We start from the raw sequence: 18,832 nt of genomic DNA, 5'->3' as shown, positions 1-18,832 counted from the left end.
CCCCGCAAAGGGGTTGACACCGCTGTGAGAGAGGACACATCCTTCTGTCTAAAGCGTAGTGCATACTACGTTTTTGCTCGTCTTCCACCATCATCGCCTCATCGAGGAGGACCCATGATCATCGCCATCGGCGTCGCCCGTCCCGCACCCGGTCGTCGGGAGGAGCTGCTGCAGGCCTGCCGGCGGGTAGCCGAGGCATCCCGGCACGACGAGGGATGCGTGGAGTACGGCTTCCACATCAGCCTCGAGGACCCCGACGCGATCACCAGTGTGGAGATCTGGGCCTCCCAGTCCGCCCTGGAGGCCCACATGGACCACGAGCACACCCGTGAGTTCCTCTCTACTGTGGCCGGTCTGACCGACGGGGAGCCACAGATGCGCCTGCTCCAGGCGGACCCCGCCTCCTGAGGCCTTCGCTTTTCCTGCACCACCTTCACGCCGCACCACTTTTCTTTGCACCGCTTTCCTTGCATCAGTTCCTTCACACCGTTTTGAGGACCTTCATGAACTCCACTCCTTCCCGTGGCCGGGTCGCGGTCATCGGCGCCGGGCCCGCCGGCATGGCCACCGCTCTGTCCGCCCACCAGGCCGGCCACGACGTCATGCTGTTCGAGCGCTACGCCCAGGCCCGCCCGGCCGGCAACATCCTCAACCTGTGGCCCCCGCCCATCAAGGCCCTGGGGCTGATGGGGGTGGACCTGGAGGACTTCGGGGCCCCGTGCCGTTCCGAGTTCCAAAACGTGCACGGGCACCGCCGGGTGCACGTCAATCTCCCACAGGACGTCGTCGACCAATACGGAGGTGGGTTCATCGGCCTGCTGCGCCCGGAGCTCTACGAACGCCTCCTGGGAGCCCTGCCCGAAGGCATGCTGCAGACCAACCGCGGGGTCGAGCGCATCGAACAGGACCGGAACGGGGCCCGGTTGTTCATGGCCGACGGGGAGGTGGTCGAGGCCGACGTCGTGGTCGGGGCCGACGGGATCCATTCCATGGTCCGCAAGACCCTCTGGGGAGACCAGCCCATCCGGGAGCACAACCTGCACATCTTCGGCGGGTTCATCTACGATCCGCCCGTGGAGGCCGAGGCGGGGCTGTGCCTGCTCACCCACGACCGCACCACCCAAGGCGCCTGGACCTCGATCCGCCGCAAGGGCCGCGACGGCTTCCAGTGGTGGGTGCTCACCGCCCACGACGCCACCGAAGAGTTCACCGCCGACCTGCACGACGCCGCCGCCGACCTCGCCTCCGGGTTCCCGGCCCCACTGCCGCAGCTGATCGCCGCCACCCCGCCCGAGAACGTCCAGCGATGGGTGCTGCGCGACCGGAAACCGCTCAAGCAGTGGTCGCAGGGCCGGGTGACCATCGTCGGTGACGCCGCCCACCCCACCTCCCCCTACGCCGCCTACGGGGCAGGGATGTCGATCGAGGACGGCTACTTCCTGGGCCGGGCCCTGGCCGGAGTGGACCTCAAGAATCACGACCAGGTCAGTGCGGCCCTGGTCGCCTTCGAGGCCCCGCGCCGCCCGCACACCGCCCGCCACACCCAGGTCGCCTGGGCCCTGGGCAAGGTCTTCCACCACGCCCCCCGCCCCCTGCAACCGGTCCGCGACGCAATCCTCGACCACACCCCGCTGCTGCAGAAACTGGCCGGGGACTCCAACCCCCAGGAGATCCTGGGGCAACTGGACGAGATCGATGAGGCCGAACAGCGGTTCCGCGCCACGACGGGCCAGTCAGCCACCTGAGCCGCCCGGCCGTCCCGGCATCCACGGCATGGATAGCAGGCATCCGGGGGCCGCAGGACCACCCTGCGGCCCCCGGCCCCACACTGGTGACCGGCACCACACCACAACGGGAAGGACCCACCATGGATCACAGCACGGCCCCGGCCCTCGCGGCGGCGGACACGGGCATCGACATGACCGGACGGGTGGTGGTGGTCACCGGCACCAAGGGAGGATTGGGACTGGCGGCCGTGCAGCTGCTGGCCGCCGCCGGCGCCGAGGTGGTCGCCACGGCCCGGGGCGCCGAGCCCTCAGAGGAGCTGCACCAGGTGATGACCGACTCCGGTGACACCGTGTCCTACCACCCCCTCGATGCCGCCGATGCCGCCGGATGGTCGGACCTGACCCGGACGGTGAAGGATCGCTTCGGCCGGATCGACGGGCTGGTCAACAACGCCGGGATCACCCGCAGGCCGCGGCTGCTCGAGGCGACCCCGACCGATCTCGCCGAAGTGGCCGACATCAACGTCGCCGGGCCTCTGCTGGGCATCCAAGCCTGCGTGCCCTTAATGCGCCCCGGTTCGGCGATCGTCAACATCGGCTCCGTGGCGGCGCTGACCGCCCACTACCCGGTGGCCTACACGGCCAGCAAGTGGGCCCTGCGCGGGCTGTCAGCAGTGGCCGCCACGGAATTGGCTCCTCGGGGCATCCGGGTCAACACCCTCCACCCCGGATTCATCGAGACCCCCATGACCGCCGGAGCTAACCCCACCTTTCTTGACGCCGCGTTGCGGGAGATTCCGCTGGGCCGGCCCGGGGTGCCGGCGGAAGTGGCCGCCATGGTGATCTTCCTGCTCAGCCCCCTGGCGTCCTTCGTCACCGGCGCCGACATCCCTGTCGACGGTGGGCAAAGCGGCCACGGCGGGGCTAAGTCGATCTCCGACGCCCTGCGCTGATCCGGTTTCTTTAACTTCCCGTCTCACGGCTGAGCCGGTCCCTGTGGGGCCGGCTCAGCCGTGGGGTGCCGCCTCCACGCGGACCGGATGCGCGTCGATCACGGGGTCATCCAAGCCCTGGGCCGCCCGCTGCACCAGGGACCGCAGCCACACGTTGGCCGGGTCCGCGGTCTGCAGAGGGTGCCAGTACATCGACTCCACCAGGGGCACCTCCAGCTCGGGGGTGAACTCCACGACCACCACGCCTTGAGCCCGGGCCGCCAGCATCCGGGGCACCAGGGCCACCAGGTCGGTGCCTTCCACCACCGAGGGCAGGGCCTGTAATCCGGCCACCCGGGCCGCCACCGCCGGGGACTGTCCCATGCGCTGGAAGAACTGCATCGGAGGCGTGACGATGCTGCCGCCGAACTCGCCGACTGCTTGGGGGGCTGTGGCGATGTCGTGCACCGTGAGCACGTCTCGCTGCAACAGGGGGTGAGTGGGGTCCATGATCACGACGAACTCGTCGCGGAACAGCTGCCGGGTGCTGCCGGTGAGATCAAAGCCCATGGGTCCTACCAACAGGTCGATGCTGCTGAAGGACTCCAGCCCGGGCTTGATCCGTGCCCGGGAGGTGGGCACGAAGTCCACCGTGATCCCGGGGGCCTCGGCGGCGATCCGGGCCCGCAGGTGGCGGATCAGCACCCCGGTGACGTAGTCCGAGGACGCCAGCACGAAGGTCCGGTCGCTGGCGGCCGGGTCGAAGCCGGCGCGCAGCTGCAGAGCGTCCTGGACCTCGGCCAGGGCCTGGTCCACCTTGGGTGCCAAGGCCTGGGCGAAGGGGGTGAGCTCGTAGCCGCGCCCGGCACGCACCAGCAGCTCGTCGTTGAAGTGTCGCCGCAACCGGGACAGCGCCGCGCTCATGGCCGGCTGGCTCAGGTGCACCCGCTCGGCCGCTTTCGAGACGTTGCGCAACTCCAGCAGCGCCTGCAGGGAGGGAAGCAGGTTGAGGTCGACGTCCTTCATGGCCTGATCATGCCCCGCCCGCCTCTGCTCACAGCTGCGTGGGAGCCGTGGCGGTCGGCGCGCCGGTGCGGGCCCGGCCGCGGCGGCGGGCGGGGGCGGCCGGGATGCGGTCGTGGCGGCGGGCCCCGACGGTGTTCTCGATCTCCCCAATCCCCTCCACCACCAGGCGCACCCGGTCACCCTCGTGCAACGGCGATGGTTGGAGAGCCCCGTTGCGGCCCCACAGCTCCGCCAGGCACCCCCGCCCGGAGGTGCCCGAACCCAGCACGTCCCCGGGCACCACCAGGGAGTCCTGGGAGGCGTAGGCCACCAGCTCCGCGAAGGGCCAGCCCATGTGGGCCAGCGAGTCCGTGCCCAGCGGCTCGTCGTTGACGTAGGCCGTCATGGCCAGGTCCAGGAACCCCTCGGCGTCGTGGCGGTGCTCGAGCTCGTCGGCGGTGACGATCCAGGGGCCCAGGGTGGAGGCGAAGTCCTTGCCCTTGCACGGGCCCAGCCGCACCTTCATCTCCCTCGCCTGGACGTCTCGGGCGGACCAGTCGTTGAGGATCGTGTACCCGAAGATCATCCGGTGCGCCTGCCCCGCCTCCAGGTCGGTGCCGGTGAGCCCGTCGACGGCACCGAGCACGGCGGCGACCTCGGTCTCCAGGTCCATGCGATGGCACCCGGCCGGCACCGGGATCGTCTCCCCGGTGGCTCGGACCGTGTGAGGGTTGGTGAAGTAGAACGTCGGGGCCTCGTACCACTCCTCCACGACTTCGCTGATGCCGTCGATGGTGGCGGTGACCCCCTCCACGTGCTCCTCGAAGGTCACGAAGTCCCGCATCGTCCGTGGCGCCAGCGGCGCCAGCAGGCGCACCTGCTCCAGGGTGGGGGCGTCCGCCGGGGCGGCCGCGACGGTGCGGGCGGCCAGCTCCAGGGTGGCGTCCAACCCGGCGTCGAACAGGTCCTGAGGTGTGTAGTGCTCAGGCAGGGCCAGGCAGCGGTCCTGGTGCACGAAGCCGGTGCGGACGGAACCGTCCTGAGTCCAGCGGGCGATGGTGACCATGGTGAGTCCTTTCAGCGATGAAGCGTTGACCAGCGATGCTGCGATACCCTGCGGTGTGCTCGCAGGGCCTACACCGGCACCTTGACCGTGTCGGCGACAAGCTGCATCAGTCCGGGGACGTCGGCGTCCTTCTTGCCCTCGAGCATCCATTGCCCAATCTGCACCGAGGCCTCCACCACGGTCTTCGCCCGCGGCAGGCGTCGGTCCCGGTAGCGGGTGAGCACCGCCTCCTCGAAGGTCGGTGCGCGGAGGATCTCATCGGCCAGCACGGCGGCGTCCTCCACGGCCATCGCCGCGCCCTGGGCGATGGTGGGTGGGCAGCTGTGGGCGGCATCGCCCAGCAGCACCACCCGACCCCGGTGCCAGGGGCCTTCCACCAGGTGGGTGGTGAAGTGGGTGTAATTGACGTTGGCGTCCTCGTCGAGGTTCTGGCGGACCTCGTGCCAGGGTCCGCCGTAGGCGGCGGCCAGCTCCCCCATGATGGCCGGCCCGTCGTGGACGTCGCGTTCCTGGGCCTTTTCGACCAGGTAGGCGTACATGCTGTCCGGGCCGGTGGGGGTGTAGCCGGCGATATAGGCCGGCCCACCGTAGTACAGGTCGCTACGGGTCACCTCGGCCGGACGTGGGACGAAGGCACGCCAGATACCCATACCGGTGCGGCGCGGGCGCTCTTCAATGCCGATCGCGGCCCGCACCGCGGAGTTGAGCCCGTCGGCACCTACCAGCAGGTCGTAGCTGAGGGTTTCACCGGTGGCGGTCGTCACCGTCACCGCGTCGCCGGTCTGCTCGAGACCGGTGACGGTCACCCCGTAGCGGATCACGGCCCCGGCCTCCTGGGCCCGGCCCCGCACGATCGCAGCCAGGTCGCGCCGAGGAATGCCTATCGTGGCCGGCAGGTCCTCCCCGCCCACGCGCACATTGTCGAGCACGGCGAGGACCGTGGCCTCCGGATCTGGGGCGCGTATGCCCAGATCGTTGAAGGGGTAACCCTTCTCCTGCAGCTGCTCCCAGATACCCAGCTCACGGAAAATGCGCAGGGCGTTGCCCTGCAAGGTGATGCCGGAGCCCAGCGTGGAGGGCCCGTCGGCCTTCTCGAGCACCTCGACGGTCAGGCCTGCGTCGGCGAGCAGGGCGGCCAGGGTGAGGCCTCCGATGCCAGAGCCGACGATGCCGATTTTTTGGATTGCGGGCATGATGCTCGTCCTTTCTGAGGGGCGGGCCCGTCATTGGGGCGCCGCAGAAGCAGATGGTGTGCGGGGCGCTCTAGGTCAAGGCCACGGGATTCAGCGGGGACCCGACCGCACCGGTGATCGGCAGCGGCGGGGCCGAGAGCAGGAACTCGTAGCGGCCCAGGGCCGCGCAGTGGGCGGCGAGGTCGTCCAGGGCCCACATCTCCCCGATGAACAGGCCCATGTTGGGGATCACGATCTGGTGCAGGGGCTGGAAGGCGTCGTCGAACTCGTTGGGCCGCACCTCGAAGCCCCAGGTGTCGGTGGCCACCGCCGCCACTTCCCTCGCGTGCAACCAGGGGGCGGTGGTGAAGGACAGTCCCGGGGCGGGCCCGCCGGCGTAGTGCCCCCAGCCCTCGCGCCGGGTGCGGGCGTACTGGCCGGTGCGGATCAGCAGGATGTCCCCGCGGCCCACCGCCGAGGTGACCCCCTGGGCGGCGATGGTGGCCTGAAGGTGGTCCGGGGTGATGGCGAACCCGTCGGGCAGCTCCGGGTGCTCCAGGCTCAGCTGCTCCTGCAGGGCCCGGCCGACGTCGAGCAGCACCCCGCGGCTGACCACCTGCGCCGCGGCGGTCTCGATGCCGGTGACCCGGTCCCCGTCGGAGGTCACCACGGCCCCGGCGCGCCGACCGTTCCAAGCCTTGCCACGGTCGAAGATGTGCCCCAGCCCGTCCCACTGGGTGGAGCACTGCAGCGGCATGGCAATCACATCGTCAGCCCCGCCGAAACCGTGCGGGAACCCTTGGTCGCCGAACTCGGCCTCCAGGCCGGTGTCGGTCATGGTGTGCACCGGATTGGTGCGGCGCCGCCAGCCTGTTTGCGGGCCGTTGGTGTCGAAGGCCTGCGCCAGGGAGAACACTCTCCCGGTGCGCACCAGCGACGCGGCGTGGGCACGCTTGGCCTCGTCAATGAAGTTCAGCGTGCCCAGCACATCGTCCTCACCCCACCGGCCCCAGTTGCGGCACCTTTCGGCCATGGCCTCGATGCTGCCCATCGCGTCGCTGCGCTCCACAGGTTCTCCTCGGTCGATTGTCGGCGCGTGTCCCCACCGTCCCGTCCTGCTGTGCCTGTTGACACCGAGGGAAAGGAGGGGTGCCACGCTGTGATCCCAGTCACCTACTCTCCCGACAAGCGGTGGGAGGGGGAAGTCGTTTGACCGGATGGCAGGTATCCACTCCGTCGATAGGTCCAGGCCAGCCGTGGCGCACCATCACGTAACACCCGGAAAGGATTCACTGCTTACCCCTTTCTCGTCTCCCGTGTGGAGTGCCGTCCTCACCTCGACTTATCCGTCGGGCGCATACCTGGTATCCGAACGACGGCATTCCCGGCTCGACTGGTCTCCCCGGACAGTGAGCTGTATCACGGTCCGCCGGTTGGCTGGACATCCTGATTTCAGAGGGGAATTTCCATGGAGAACATTTCGACCGGTGCAGCGGCAGCGATTGCAGCTCCCGTGTCCACCGCCGCACCCGGGGCCGGACGCCTCCCGGCCGTCCTGCTGCTGGCCGGCAGTTGCATGCCGGTGCTTGGAGCGGTGCTGCTGGCGCCGATCCTTCCCTCGATGACCCAGGCCTTCGCCGGCACCCCCGGGGTGGAGTTTCTCGTGCCGGTGGTCCTCACCGTGCCGGCGCTGATGATTGCGCTGTTGGCGCCCTTCGCCGGCGTCATCGCCGACCGGGTGGGCCGCAAGGTGCTGCTGCTGGTGGCCATGGTCGCCTACTCCCTGTTCGGCACCATGCCGCTGTGGCTGGACTCGTTGACGTCGATCGTGGCCTCCCGGGTGGGCGTGGGTATTGCCGAGGCGGCGATCATGACCGTGTGCACGACCCTGATCACCGACTACTACACCGGTGCACGGCGGGACAAGTACCTGGGGATGCAGGTGCTGGTGGCGACCCTGGCCGCCACCGCGTTCTTCGCCCTGGGCGGGGCACTGGGTGCTCAGGGCTGGCGGGTGCCGTTCTGGCTCTACCTCGCCGCGGCCCTGATCGCGATCCCGATGGCCTTCGTGCTGTGGGAGCCGGCCAAGGACACCCAGAAGGCGGCCTCGGCCCCGGTGCCGTGGCAGCAGATCGCTATCCCCTCGGCCGTCACCCTTTTCGGCGGCATCGTCTTCTACGCCCTGATCGTCCAGCTCCCGTACGTACTTACCAACCTGGGTGTTACCGACGTCAAGGTGATCGGCGCGGGCACCGCCATCGCTTCCCTGGCCACCGCCGCCGGCGCTCTTTCCTTCCGGTTCACCGCCAAGCACGGACCCGCCCGGCTGTTGCCAGTGGCGTTCGGGCTGGCCGCCGTCGGGCTGGTGGTCGTCTGGTTTGCTTCCTCGGTGCCGGTCGCCCTGGCCGGGGCGGTCATTACCAGCGCCGGGACGGGTCTGCTGCTGCCCACGCTGCTGACCTGGGCGGTATCCGGGCTGAGCTTGGAGCAGCGCGGCCGAGGCACCGGCATCTGGACCGGCTCTCTCTACATCGGCCAGTTCGTCTCCCCCATTGTGCTGGGCATCACCGCCACCACCCTCGGTGGGCTGCCCATGGCCCTGGGCGCGCTGGGAATCCTCGCCGCTGTAGCTGCTGTCGCCGCGGCCATCACCAAGCCGCAGCGACACGCACTGGCGCAGTAAGGGACAGCCTCATCCGTCACTGACATGGCGGGGGCCACCGACAGCATGTCGGTGGCCCCCGCCATGTCATCCCTAACAGCACGCGGGACTTGATCGCGTACGCCACATTCATGACGCATCAGTCCGTTGCCACTCAAGGGCATCCGCCCTGCACCGGAACGAAAAGGTGCCGTGAGGCCGGGCCGACCGCGACGGCCTCGTTGCAACGCGCAGCGGTCATCGACAGGACGGATAGCTGGTATACAGTCCCGCCTATTTCAGCCACGCGGGCCCATCGACACACCGAGGAACGGTTAGGCAGATGTGACGCCGGTTACAACAAGTGTCGCCTCATCAGAAACATTCAGCCTGTGCTGGGGCAGGAAAAATGCTGTCGCCGAGAAAAGGAGCGGATACATGTGTGATGTGGTCGGGAAGGCGCTCAATCAGGTAGAGGCTGTGGCCGCCCGTTCAGCAACGCGGCCGGCGCCCGAGGGTCAGTGTGTGTCGGGGACAGCAGGGCCCTCATCGCGACGCCGCTAATGCAACTGCTGTGACTGTCGTCCTCTATCCGGCCATATGTAAAGCCCTTGGTTCAACGGCCCAGGCTCAACTCGCTTCCGCGGTGGCGGGCGGTGGTGCGGTAGCGTCTCGGTGTCATCCCGTAGGCCTCGTGGAAGGAGCGGGAGAAGTTGGAGGGGTTGGCCAGGCCCCATCGGGCGGCGATGCCGGAAATGGTCCAGTCGCGGTACTGGGGATCGGCCAGGTCGCGCCGACAACGCTCCAACCGGCGTGCACGGATCCATTCGTTGACGGTAGTGCCTTCGGCCTCGAACAGTTTGTGCAGGTAGCGCACGGAGATGTGCTGGGCCTCGGCCAGCTTCGCCGGCCCTAGTTCGGAGTCGGCCAGTTGGTCTTGGGCGCAGGCTTGGACCTGGGCGAGCAACGACGCGGCACGGGAGATCTCCAGGGACGGTCGGTGCTCTTCGAGGGTCTCGGTGAAACAGGCGGAGAGGACATCGAGCACAGCATCGTCCAGGAACGGGCCGACCCGCCCGGGGCCGATGAGTGCCTTGCGGCCCAGGCCTGCGAGGAAGGGAGCAGCCAATGCTCCGGCTCCATCGCGGCCGGCGATGCGGCGGGCGGTCACATGGCGCATGGCGTCGGTGGTGACCCGCAGCAGGGGCCGAGGAAACATGGCCACCAGTACCCGGAAGTCCTCGTCGTAGACCAACTCGAACGGGCGCGTGGTGTCATAGACCGTGAGGTCTCCAGGGGTGAGCAGGGCCTCTCGGCCGTCCTGACGCACGATGCCGGTGCCGGCCACCTGGAGGCTGACTTTGTAGAAATCGTGATCCCCGGCGTCGATCGATCCCCGGGTGCGCAGAACGCGATGGGGCATGGCGGTGACTTCTGAGAGGACGACGGCCCCCAGGGTGGCCGTGGCCATGCTGGCCTGGAACTCCGTGGCGCCATGCGCATCGACCTGCAGTGGGCCGAACTCTCCGGTGACTGCGCTTTGAAAAGTACGTGGTGAACCGAAGCTCTCAGCCCGTGGAGCCGGTATCAGCTCAGTCATGACGCTCCTCGTGCGGGGGCCGGATCGATCAGGGGCGCTTCGTGCGCGCGGGGTACCTGATTCAACCATCGGCCACCCATGATCAGCCATTCCCATGTGACCGTCAACACAGACTGTGCACTGGGTGACACATGTAGTTCCTCCAGGGGCAAGACCGTTCGGCCTACGCGGCGAATACTCAATGGCAGTTCATCGTGGGCCGCTTCACCCCGCCAGTGGGCGTCGACTCCGGCGCCGGCGAGCCACCACATCCGACCGACCAGGGGGTCAACATGTCTTCACCGGCCGCATCCGGCACCAACGCCGAGGCCCATCTTGTGCCGGATCAGCACTCCGGCTCCGAGTTGCACGCCCGCTTGTCCTGGAAGGACGCCTTCGCGATGTCGATGGCCGTCTCCGGGGGGCTCTACGTCTCCTTCGGCGCCACCGTGGCGGTGGTCGGGGGCCTGTCAGCGATGGCGCTGTGGGCTCTCGCGGCGCTGATCGGCTGGGTGCAGAACAGCTTGTTCGCCGAGATGGCCTCGATCTTCCCCGACAAGCCCGGCGGGGTGCCGATCTACGCCCACGAGGCCTGGCGGGAGCGCTTCGCCCCGGCCGGGGCGCTGGCCACCTTCGGCTACTGGTTCGGCTGGTCGGCGGTGATCTCCATCGTGAGCGTGACCGCCGGAGCCGTCATCGCCGCCCGCTGGCTGCCCGAGGCCACCTGGGCACTGGATCTGGGGGTGGCCCAGATCGGGCCGGCGCAGCTGATCGGCATCGGGCTGATCCTGCTCATCATGGTGCCCAACCTCTTCGGCGCCCAGCCGGCCGCCTGGGTGAACAAGGTGATCGGGGTGCTGCTGCTGGCCTCCTTCGCCGTGTTCATCGCCGCACCCCTCGTCTCCGGGTCCTGGCAGGCCCCGAATCTCACGTGGGGCCTGGGCGATCTGGCCACCGACCCCTGGGCCACGCTCCAGCTGGCCCTGGTGTGGCTGTACCTGATCGGTTGGACCGCCTACGGCACCGAGATGTGCGCGGCCTTCATGCCCGAGTACCGCTCGAGGAAGGACGGCAAGAAGGCGCTGTTCACTTCCGGGGCCTACACCTTTGGGATCTTCCTGCTCGTACCCTTCGGTGTGGGCGGGCTGATCACCCAGGAGGAGGCCGCGGCAGATCCGGCCGGGATGTTCGTCACGGCCTTCACCCGGGTGCTGCCGGCCGGGCCGCTGACCGACGTGATGATCCTGGCCATCCTGGCCGCGCTGCTGATGGGGGTCAACGCCTCCATGGCTGATGGGTCCCGCGCCCTCTACGGGGCCGCCCTGGACGGGCTGGCACCCAAGCAGCTGGAGAAGACCAACCGCCATGGGGTCCCGGCCCGGGCGATCTACACGGCCGTGGTGATGAACATCGTGCTCCTCGTGTTCATCGCCAACCCGATCTCCATCCTGGTCGCGGCCAACCTCGGCTACCTGTTGGCGATCCTGCTGGCCCTGGCCGGCTTCCTCGTCCTGCGCCGAGACCACCCCGAGTATGAGCGCCCCTACCGGGTGGGAGGTTACGCGGTGCCCCTGGCGGTGGTCCTGGTCGTCTACACCGCGGTCGTGCTGGTGGTCGGAGCCTTGTCCAGTGAGCTCACCGGCTACGGGGGACCGAAGGAGCTGGCCATCGGTGTGGGCATTTTGGCCCTGTCCCTGGTGCTCTACCTCTACCGCCGCCGCGTCCAGGACCACCTGCCCCTGCTGCGCGACCCGCGCCCCGCCCCGGCCACCACCTCAGCCCCCGGACCCCGCTGAGTCCAACCCACCCGACCACGCCCCAGAACACCCCGTCTTGAAAGGAATCACCATGTCCGAGGTTCTCTCTGCCGTCTTCCACGCCGACACCGACACCACCGCGCCTGAACCCTTCGAGGTCGGCACCGTCCGGTGGCTGCGCAAGCCCGGACAGGGCGGGCGCGAGGCCCTGTCGGCCGGGATCTGGGAGGTCTCCCCCGAGCAGGCCCCGGAGGCCTTCGACCTGCCCATCCACCAGGACGAGAGCATCTACATCGTCTCCGGCCACCTGCGCATCCAGGTGCAGGGCGGGGACACCTTCGACCTCACCGCCGGGTCCATGGCCTCCTTCACCGAAGGCGCGATGACCCGCTGGCAGGTCCTGGAACCCACCGTCGAGTTCTTCGTCTACAGCTGAGCCAACAGCGCGCTACCTGCTCGCTGCACCAACTGCCGTCCCCTCCGTGATCCCCTCCGAAGGAGCTCTTTCCATGACCACCGACAAATCGTTCCAGGACTACGTTCCCGTCGATCAGTGGCCCTCCGTGTCCACCATGCTCGACGGCTTCGGAGACCAGACCCTGCCTGCCTCCCCGGCTCTGGCTGCCACCAATGTGACCCTGTCCGGGGAGGACGGCCGGAGCTTCACCATCGCCTTCCGCGACGACTCCTCCCTCACGTGGACCGTCGACGCCGCGACGGACAACCCGGAGAGCGTGGAGGCCACGTACAAGGCCATCGAGGCCCGTCCGGGGATCTTCATCATCGACTTCGTCCACGGTGCGGGCCGACAGATGCGCGATGTCACCGTGGTCCTCAACCAGAACACCGGTGCGGCCACCGTGGCCGTCTCCGCGCTTCACGAGCAGGACGGCGCCGTCAAGGGCAGCACCGAGTTCACCCACGCCCGGGCCGAGGGCACCGAGGCGGCCTTCCACCAGCGTTCCGCCGGGCTGGTGGGCAAGCGGATCTACTACCGCTACAGCGATGTGGAGGCCTACGAGCACATCTACCTCACCCCGGGCACCTTCGTGTGGCACTGCCTGCGCGGCGGGGAGAAGGGTCTGGCCGACGTCGATCGGACCCTGGCCTTCGAGGTGGCCGAGGACCTCTACCTCTTCTTCTGGACCGAGCGGGTCATGACCGTGGAGTCGGTACTGCTGGTAGACCTGCGCGAGCAGCGCTCGATCGGGCGGATGTTCGGCTGGGACGACACCACCGACGAACCGCTGGTGCTGCCCTTCAACTCCCGGCTCACCGTCATGAACACCACCGAATACCCCCAGGACCACACCAAGCACTGAACACCCGTCCATCGAGCACATCGCCACTTCCTGCTGAGGGCCGACAAGGTCGGCCCCGGGGAGCACGCCGAGGAGGCAGACATGATCACACCGGCCCATGAGCCGCCACGGGTGGCACTGGTCACCGGTGCGGGCAGCGGTATCGGCGCTACCGCCGCTGAAGCGCTCAGCGCTGCCGGGTGGCAGGTGGTCATCTGCGGTCGGCGGGCCAAGGCGCTGGAAGCGGTAGCCGCAGCGACCGGGGCCGTGCCGCTGATCGCCGACGTGACCGCACCAGACACGGCACGCCGCCTCGTCGAGCAGACGGTCGAGCGGTTCGGACACCTGGACGGGCTGGTGCTCAACGCCGGAATCGTCCGCCCCGGAACCACCGGAGAACTCAGCGACGAGGACTGGCAGGCTCAGCTGGACACCAACCTCACCGCCCCTTTCGCCCTGACCCGGGCGGCGCTGCCGCACTTGATCGAGCGCTCCGGTGCCGTGGTGGGCGTGGCCTCCGTGAGCGCGCTGCGCGCCAGCGGGGGGACCGTCGGCTACAACGTCACCAAGGCCGGGCTGAGCATGCTCATGCAGTCAGTGGCAGTGGACTACGGGCCCGCCGGCGTGCGCGCCAATGTGGTCTGCCCGGGGTGGACCCGCACCGAGATGGCCGATGAGGAGATGGCCGAGCTCGGCCGGGATCGGGGGCTGGGCGTGGAGGAGTCCTACGGGTTGGCCACCGCCGTGCTGCCCACCCCGAGACCGGCCGACTCAGCAGAGATCGCCTCGGTCATCACTTGGCTGCTCTCCCCTGGCGCGTCCTACATCAACGGCGCAGTCATTCCCGTGGACGGTGGGCTGACCGCCGTCGACGTCGGCGGGCTGTGTTTCGACCCCCGGGTTTCGATCGCCGCCACCGAGCACGGCGCCGACTCCCTCGGACGATAGGAGACCGCTCATGGACCTCCAACTGACCGGACGCGCAGCCATGGTCACCGGCGGCGGATCGGGCATCGGCCTGGCCTGCACCCAGGCCCTCCTCACCGAAGGCGCCCGAGTCGTGGTGGTGGACAAGAACCCCGCCGCAGCCAAGACCGTGGAAACACTCCGATTGCAGGGCCACCGGGTCGATTTCGTGCCGGCCGACGTGGCAGTCGAGGCCGACGTGCAGCAAGCCGTGCGCGCCGCGCTGGACCTTCACGGCCAAATCGACACCGTCATCGGCTGCGCCGGGATCTCCGGGCCGGTGGGCACCCCAGCCGCTGAGGTGAGCGTCGAGGACTGGGACCGGGTGATGGCCGTGAACGTGCGAGGCAACTTTCTGCTCGCCAAGCACACCATTCCCGCGATGGCCGTCAGCGAGGTCGCCACCATCGTGTTCCTGGCCTCGGACGCAGCACTGGTGGCCTTCGAGGGCATGACGCCCTACAGCGCCTCGAAAGGGGCGGTCTTGATGCTCACCAAGTCGCTGTCGGTGGACCACCCCGACGTGCGGGTGAACTGCCTGTGCCCTGGGGTCGTGGACACGCCCATGTCCCGCACCGACCTCGGCCGACCCGACGGCTTCGAAGGCTCCGGGCTGCCAGTCATGCGCCCGGACCAGCTCGCCCGGCACGCGGCCTTCCTCGCCTCCCCTGTCAGCGCGCCGATCAACGGAACATCGATCGTCTCCGACTTCGGGTACCTCGCCCGCTCGGCCGTTCCCCCACTGGAATTCACCGACGGAGACTCCCCCATCCAAGACCGGGTTGGGCAGCGCCCGTGATCAGCGTGCAACCCACGGTCCACACAGGGCACGCCACCCATCCAGGACGAGGCCAAGAGACCCTTTGTCCACCGTCAAGCGCCAGCACCCACCGTCCCACCACATGAAAGAGACCACCATGACAGAGACCACCAGTGACGTCGTCGTCATCGGCGCTGGTTTCGCCGGGCTGACCGCGGCCCGGGAGCTGTCCCAGCGCGGCCGCACCGTGACCGTGCTCGAGGCCAAAGACCGCATCGGCGGGCGCACCTGGCTCGAGGACCGGATGGGCCGGTCCCTGGAGCTCGGCGGGACCTGGGTGCACTGGATCCAGCCCTTCGTGTGGGCCGAGATGGGCCGCTACGGCATCAGACCCGTCACCGGCCCGGAGTTCACCACCGGCTACCGCCGCGTCGACGGGCAGATCGTCAAGGGCGGGGCCGAGGAGATCCTGGAGCTGATGGACGAGGCCAACACCGCCCTGCTGGCCCGCTCCCGGGAGGTCTTCCCGCTGCCCTGGGAGCCGCTGCACAACCCCGCCTGCACCGAGCTCGACGGCATCACCCTGGCTCAGGCCATCGACGACCTGGACCTGGAGCCGCAGGTCCGGGAGCTCGTGCGGTCGTTCTGGGCGCTGAACTTCAACGGCCGCCTGGACGAGGCGGCCTACACCCAGGCCCTGCGCTGGGCGGCGATCTCCAACGGGGACTGGATGCTGATGTTCGAGGCCTGCGCCACCTACAAGATCGACGGCGGCACCAAGGCGCTCATCGAGGCGATCCGCGCCGACGCCGAGATCGATCTGCACCTGAACACCCCGGTCACCGCCGTGAACCAGACGGACGGAACGGTGTCCGTCACCACCGCCGACGGGACCCGGTTCACCGGCGCGGCCGTGGTCCTCACCCTGCCCCTGGGCGCCCTGGGCTCGGTGGAGTTCACCCCGGCCCTGTCCGCGCCCAAGGCCAAGGCTGCCCAACGGGGTCAGGCCGGGCGCGGGGCGAAGCTGTGGATCAAGGTCGCCGGGCGCCAGGAACGGTTCGTGGCCTTCGCGCCGGCGGAGTCGCCGCTGAACTTCGTCCAGGCCGAGTACTTCGACGCCGACACCACCACCCTGGTCGCCTTCGGCCCCGACGCCACCGTGGTGCCCATCGACGACGTGACCGCCGCCCAGGCGATGCTCGATGAGCTCGCGCCCGGGCTGGAGGTCCTGGAGGTCACCGGGCACAACTGGGTCGATGACGAGTACGCCGGGGAGACCTGGCCCATGCACTACGCCGGTCATCTCACCGAGTGCTTCGAGGACCTGCAGCGCCCCGACGGACGGATGTTCCTCGCCGGGGCCGACTACGCCACCGGTTGGGGCGGCTTCATCGACGGCGCCATCGAGAGCGGGCTCACCGCCGCCCGCCATGTCCAGGAGCTGCTGGCCCAGCCCCAGCCCAAGGAAGCCGAGCTCACCGCCTGAGCCTCCACCCACAGACCGCCGGGGCGGGGCCGTTTCGCCGTGGCCCTGCCCCGGCCCCACCCCTCCACGAGATCGCCATCACCTTCTATTTGGCTCCGACCTGGAATCCATCGATCTTCGCCATCCGCCCCAGCACGACCAAGGAGAACTACCATGACTGCCGAATCCCCCACCCTGTCCACCTTCTCGAATGCGGCCGAGCTGCTGGCCGTGATCCAGCCCGCCGAGGGCGGGCGCACCATGCTGGATCCGGCCACCGGGGAAGTCGTTGGACGGGCCCCCAAGCACACCCTGACGGATCTGGAGACGGCCGTGAGCGCCGCCCGCACCGCGCAGCCGGCATGGGCCGCCCGTGGCCACACCGAACGCTCGGCCCTGCTGGTGGCCGCAGCCGACGCCGTGGAGGCCAACGCTGAGGCGCTGGCCGAGCTGCTGAGCCGGGAGCAGGGCAAACCGCTCAACGGCCCCAACGCCCGCTTCGAGGTTGGGGCGTGCGCGGCCTGGCTGCGCGCCACCGCCGCACTGGAACTGGAGCCGGAAACCCTGGTGGATGAGGAGGGCACGAAGGCGGAGCTGCACTACCGGCCCCTGGGCGTGGTCGGAGCCATCGGGCCGTGGAACTGGCCGATGATGATTCACACCTGGCAGATCGCCCCGTCCCTGCGCATGGGCAACACCGTGGTCGTCAAGCCGTCGGGCTACACCCCACTGTCGGTGCTGGCCCTGGTCCACGTGCTCAACCAGGCGCTGCCGGCCGACGTGCTGCAGGTGGTTACCGGGGACCGGGAGATCGGTGAGCGCCTGGTCGCCCACCCCGGGGTGGACAAGATCATGTTCACCGGCTCCACCCCCGCCGGGAAGGCGATCATCCGCAGCTCCGCCGACAACGTCAAGCGCCTGACCATGGAACTGGGCGGCAACGACGCCGGCATCGTGCTGCCCGACGTCGACCCGGCGGCCATAGCCGAGACCCTGTTCTGGGGGGCGTTCCTCAACACCGGCCAGACCTGTGCGGCGCTCAAGCGCCTCTACGTCCACGAAGACGTCTACGACTCCGTGTGCGAGGCCCTCACCGAGGTCGCCGCGGCCATGCCCATGGGCGTGGGCTTGGACGAGAACAACGTGCTGGGCCCGCTGCAGAACCAGGCCCAGTACGACGTCGTGGCCGACCTCGTGGAGAAGGCCAAGGCCGGCGGCGGCCGGGTGCTCATCGGCGGGAACCCCGAGACCGGCAAGCCCGGCTACTTCTACCCTGCGACCCTGGTGGCCGATCTGGACAACGACAACCCGCTGGTGGCCGAGGAACAGTTCGGCCCGGCTCTGCCGATCATCAAGTACACCGACCTCGAGGAAGCCATCAAGATGGCCAACTCTCTGGAGGTGGGCCTGGGGGCCTCGGTGTGGTCGGCCGACCCCGCCAAGGCCCGGGAGGTCGCCGCCCGTATCGAGGCCGGCACGGTGTGGATCAATAAGCACGGCAACGTCGACCCGCGTATCCCCTTCGGCGGGGCCAAGCAGTCCGGCTACGGCTTGGAGTTCGGCGTCGAAGGCCTCAAGCACCTCGGCGCCCCCCAGGTCATCAACAGCTGAGCAGCCCCGCAGGCGAACGACGGTGGCGCCGGCACCTCCCGTGGGAGGTGCCGGCCTCACCGTCTTTCGGGTCCTGTGAACTCAGACCGCTGATAGCGGCAACTCCTGGATCCGCCGGTAGAGGGTAGCTCGGGACATACCGAGGTCCCGGGCCACCTGGGTCGCCGGCTCCCCGGACTCGATCAGGCGCAGGGCGTTGCGGATCTGCGAGTCGGTGAAGGTCTGCCGGCGCCCGCCGAGATCCTTCCCGGCGGCCCGGCGCTTGGCCACCGAGTCGGTGATCCGCTCCCGTTTGATCTCCAACTCCATCTGGGCCAGGGCGGCCATGACGGTGAAGAGCATGGACCCCATCGGGGTGGCGGTGTCCACGTCTCCCCCACCGAGGTTGAGCACCCGCAGCCCGGCTCCCCTGCTCCGCAGAGCTTCCGCGAAGGCCAGCAAGTTCTGCGTGGAGCGGCCCAGACGGTCCAACGTGGTGATCACCAGCGTGTCACCCTTCTCGAGGGCGGCCACCGCTCGGTCGAACTCCGGACGCGAAGCACGCCCTCCAGACACTCCACTGTCCACATAGAGGTCATCGCGCCGCACGCCGGCATTCAGGAGGTCAGACACTTGACGGTCCGCGTCCTGCTGCCGTGTCGACACGCGGGAGTACCCGATCAGCTTCCCCATGTCCACCTCATCTGTCTCGCAACCGACGTTGAGTATCAAATTCTAGAGGCATGGATAAAGCACAAGGATGCGAGACAGGCCGAACCGCGGAATCATGCGGATGTGACCCGCAGCGATAAGTGGCGTGCTTCTGACAGAGCTAAATGACGGGAGCAAGGCCGAGCGGTCCGATCCGGGT

The 18,832-nt window shown here is 68.8% G+C and carries 17 protein-coding genes; 11 read left to right on the top strand and 6 right to left on the bottom strand.

Translation table 11 applies throughout. The annotated features are described in order from the left end of the window. Positions 1-114: 114 nt before the first annotated feature. The 3 genes from ACPYN7_RS13740 (at position 115) to ACPYN7_RS13730 (ending at position 2,680) form a co-directional block, all read left to right on the top strand. Positions 115-408 carry a putative quinol monooxygenase gene (locus ACPYN7_RS13740; RefSeq protein WP_368812446.1) on the top strand — a complete coding sequence of 98 codons (294 nt, stop codon included), beginning with the start codon at positions 115-117 and terminating at the stop codon, positions 406-408. A gap of 95 nt (positions 409-503) precedes the next feature. Beyond that, positions 504-1,745, top strand: a complete 1,242-nt coding sequence (locus ACPYN7_RS13735) for an FAD-dependent oxidoreductase (protein ID WP_424348002.1) — start codon at positions 504-506, stop codon at positions 1,743-1,745. Positions 1,746-1,867: 122 nt separating this feature from the next. After that, positions 1,868-2,680, top strand: coding sequence for an SDR family NAD(P)-dependent oxidoreductase (locus tag ACPYN7_RS13730; RefSeq protein WP_424348001.1), 813 nt, complete (start codon positions 1,868-1,870; stop codon positions 2,678-2,680). 54 nt (positions 2,681-2,734) lie between these two features. On the opposite strand, the gene ACPYN7_RS13725 is transcribed toward ACPYN7_RS13730, so the two are convergent. The 4 genes from ACPYN7_RS13725 to ACPYN7_RS13710 all read right to left on the bottom strand — a co-directional run bounded on the left by ACPYN7_RS13725 (position 2,735) and on the right by ACPYN7_RS13710 (position 6,953). After that, complete coding sequence (locus tag ACPYN7_RS13725; RefSeq protein WP_424348000.1) at positions 2,735-3,685, bottom strand: LysR family transcriptional regulator; 951 nt, start codon at positions 3,683-3,685, stop codon at positions 2,735-2,737. A gap of 28 nt (positions 3,686-3,713) precedes the next feature. Beyond that, the gene (locus tag ACPYN7_RS13720) at positions 3,714-4,730 is read right to left on the bottom strand and encodes a fumarylacetoacetate hydrolase family protein (protein WP_424347999.1); all 1,017 of its coding nucleotides are present in this window, start codon (positions 4,728-4,730) and stop codon (positions 3,714-3,716) included. 68 nt (positions 4,731-4,798) lie between these two features. Then, a complete protein-coding gene (locus ACPYN7_RS13715; RefSeq protein WP_424347998.1) occupies positions 4,799-5,923 on the bottom strand; it encodes an FAD-dependent monooxygenase in 1,125 nt (374 codons plus the stop codon). 70 nt (positions 5,924-5,993) lie between these two features. Then, positions 5,994-6,953 carry a cyclase family protein gene (locus tag ACPYN7_RS13710; RefSeq protein ID WP_424348045.1) on the bottom strand — a complete coding sequence of 320 codons (960 nt, stop codon included), beginning with the start codon at positions 6,951-6,953 and terminating at the stop codon, positions 5,994-5,996. Between the two features lie 462 nt (positions 6,954-7,415). Between ACPYN7_RS13710 and ACPYN7_RS13705 the strand changes: the two genes are divergently transcribed. Continuing rightward, complete coding sequence (locus ACPYN7_RS13705; protein WP_424347997.1) at positions 7,416-8,585, top strand: MFS transporter; 1,170 nt, start codon at positions 7,416-7,418, stop codon at positions 8,583-8,585. Between the two features lie 574 nt (positions 8,586-9,159). Here ACPYN7_RS13705 and ACPYN7_RS13700 read toward each other — a convergent pair. Next, positions 9,160-10,143: a helix-turn-helix domain-containing protein gene (locus ACPYN7_RS13700; RefSeq protein WP_424347996.1), complete on the bottom strand. Its 984-nt coding sequence runs from the start codon at positions 10,141-10,143 to the stop codon at positions 9,160-9,162. Between the two features lie 272 nt (positions 10,144-10,415). Between ACPYN7_RS13700 and ACPYN7_RS13695 the strand changes: the two genes are divergently transcribed. The 7 genes from ACPYN7_RS13695 (at position 10,416) to ACPYN7_RS13665 (ending at position 17,982) form a co-directional block, all read left to right on the top strand. After that, entirely contained in the window at positions 10,416-11,918 is a 1,503-nt protein-coding gene (locus ACPYN7_RS13695; RefSeq protein ID WP_424347995.1) for an APC family permease, read from the top strand. Positions 11,919-11,970: 52 nt separating this feature from the next. Beyond that, the gene (locus ACPYN7_RS13690; RefSeq protein ID WP_424347994.1) at positions 11,971-12,315 is read left to right on the top strand and encodes a cupin domain-containing protein; all 345 of its coding nucleotides are present in this window, start codon (positions 11,971-11,973) and stop codon (positions 12,313-12,315) included. 73 nt (positions 12,316-12,388) lie between these two features. After that, the gene (locus tag ACPYN7_RS13685) at positions 12,389-13,201 is read left to right on the top strand and encodes a MoaF C-terminal domain-containing protein (protein WP_424347993.1); all 813 of its coding nucleotides are present in this window, start codon (positions 12,389-12,391) and stop codon (positions 13,199-13,201) included. Between the two features lie 81 nt (positions 13,202-13,282). Then, the gene (locus tag ACPYN7_RS13680) at positions 13,283-14,128 is read left to right on the top strand and encodes an SDR family NAD(P)-dependent oxidoreductase (RefSeq protein ID WP_424347992.1); all 846 of its coding nucleotides are present in this window, start codon (positions 13,283-13,285) and stop codon (positions 14,126-14,128) included. A gap of 10 nt (positions 14,129-14,138) precedes the next feature. Beyond that, positions 14,139-14,945: an SDR family NAD(P)-dependent oxidoreductase gene (locus tag ACPYN7_RS13675; RefSeq protein ID WP_424347991.1), complete on the top strand. Its 807-nt coding sequence runs from the start codon at positions 14,139-14,141 to the stop codon at positions 14,943-14,945. Between the two features lie 118 nt (positions 14,946-15,063). Beyond that, on the top strand, positions 15,064-16,392 hold the full coding sequence (locus tag ACPYN7_RS13670; protein ID WP_424347990.1) for a flavin monoamine oxidase family protein: 1,329 nt from the start codon (positions 15,064-15,066) through the stop codon (positions 16,390-16,392). A 153-nt stretch (positions 16,393-16,545) separates the two neighbouring features. After that, positions 16,546-17,982, top strand: a complete 1,437-nt coding sequence (locus ACPYN7_RS13665; RefSeq protein WP_424347989.1) for an aldehyde dehydrogenase family protein — start codon at positions 16,546-16,548, stop codon at positions 17,980-17,982. Between the two features lie 81 nt (positions 17,983-18,063). Here ACPYN7_RS13665 and ACPYN7_RS13660 read toward each other — a convergent pair whose 3' ends face one another. After that, positions 18,064-18,654, bottom strand: coding sequence for a recombinase family protein (locus ACPYN7_RS13660; protein WP_424347988.1), 591 nt, complete (start codon positions 18,652-18,654; stop codon positions 18,064-18,066). Between the last annotated feature and the right edge of the window lie 178 nt (positions 18,655-18,832).

The organism is Kocuria sp. CH-021 (assembly GCF_049716185.1).
Lineage (GTDB): Bacteria > Actinomycetota > Actinomycetes > Actinomycetales > Micrococcaceae > Kocuria > Kocuria cellulosilytica.
The sequence above is the reverse complement of the archived record's forward strand: the minus strand, read 5'-3'. Positions and strand labels throughout refer to the sequence as shown.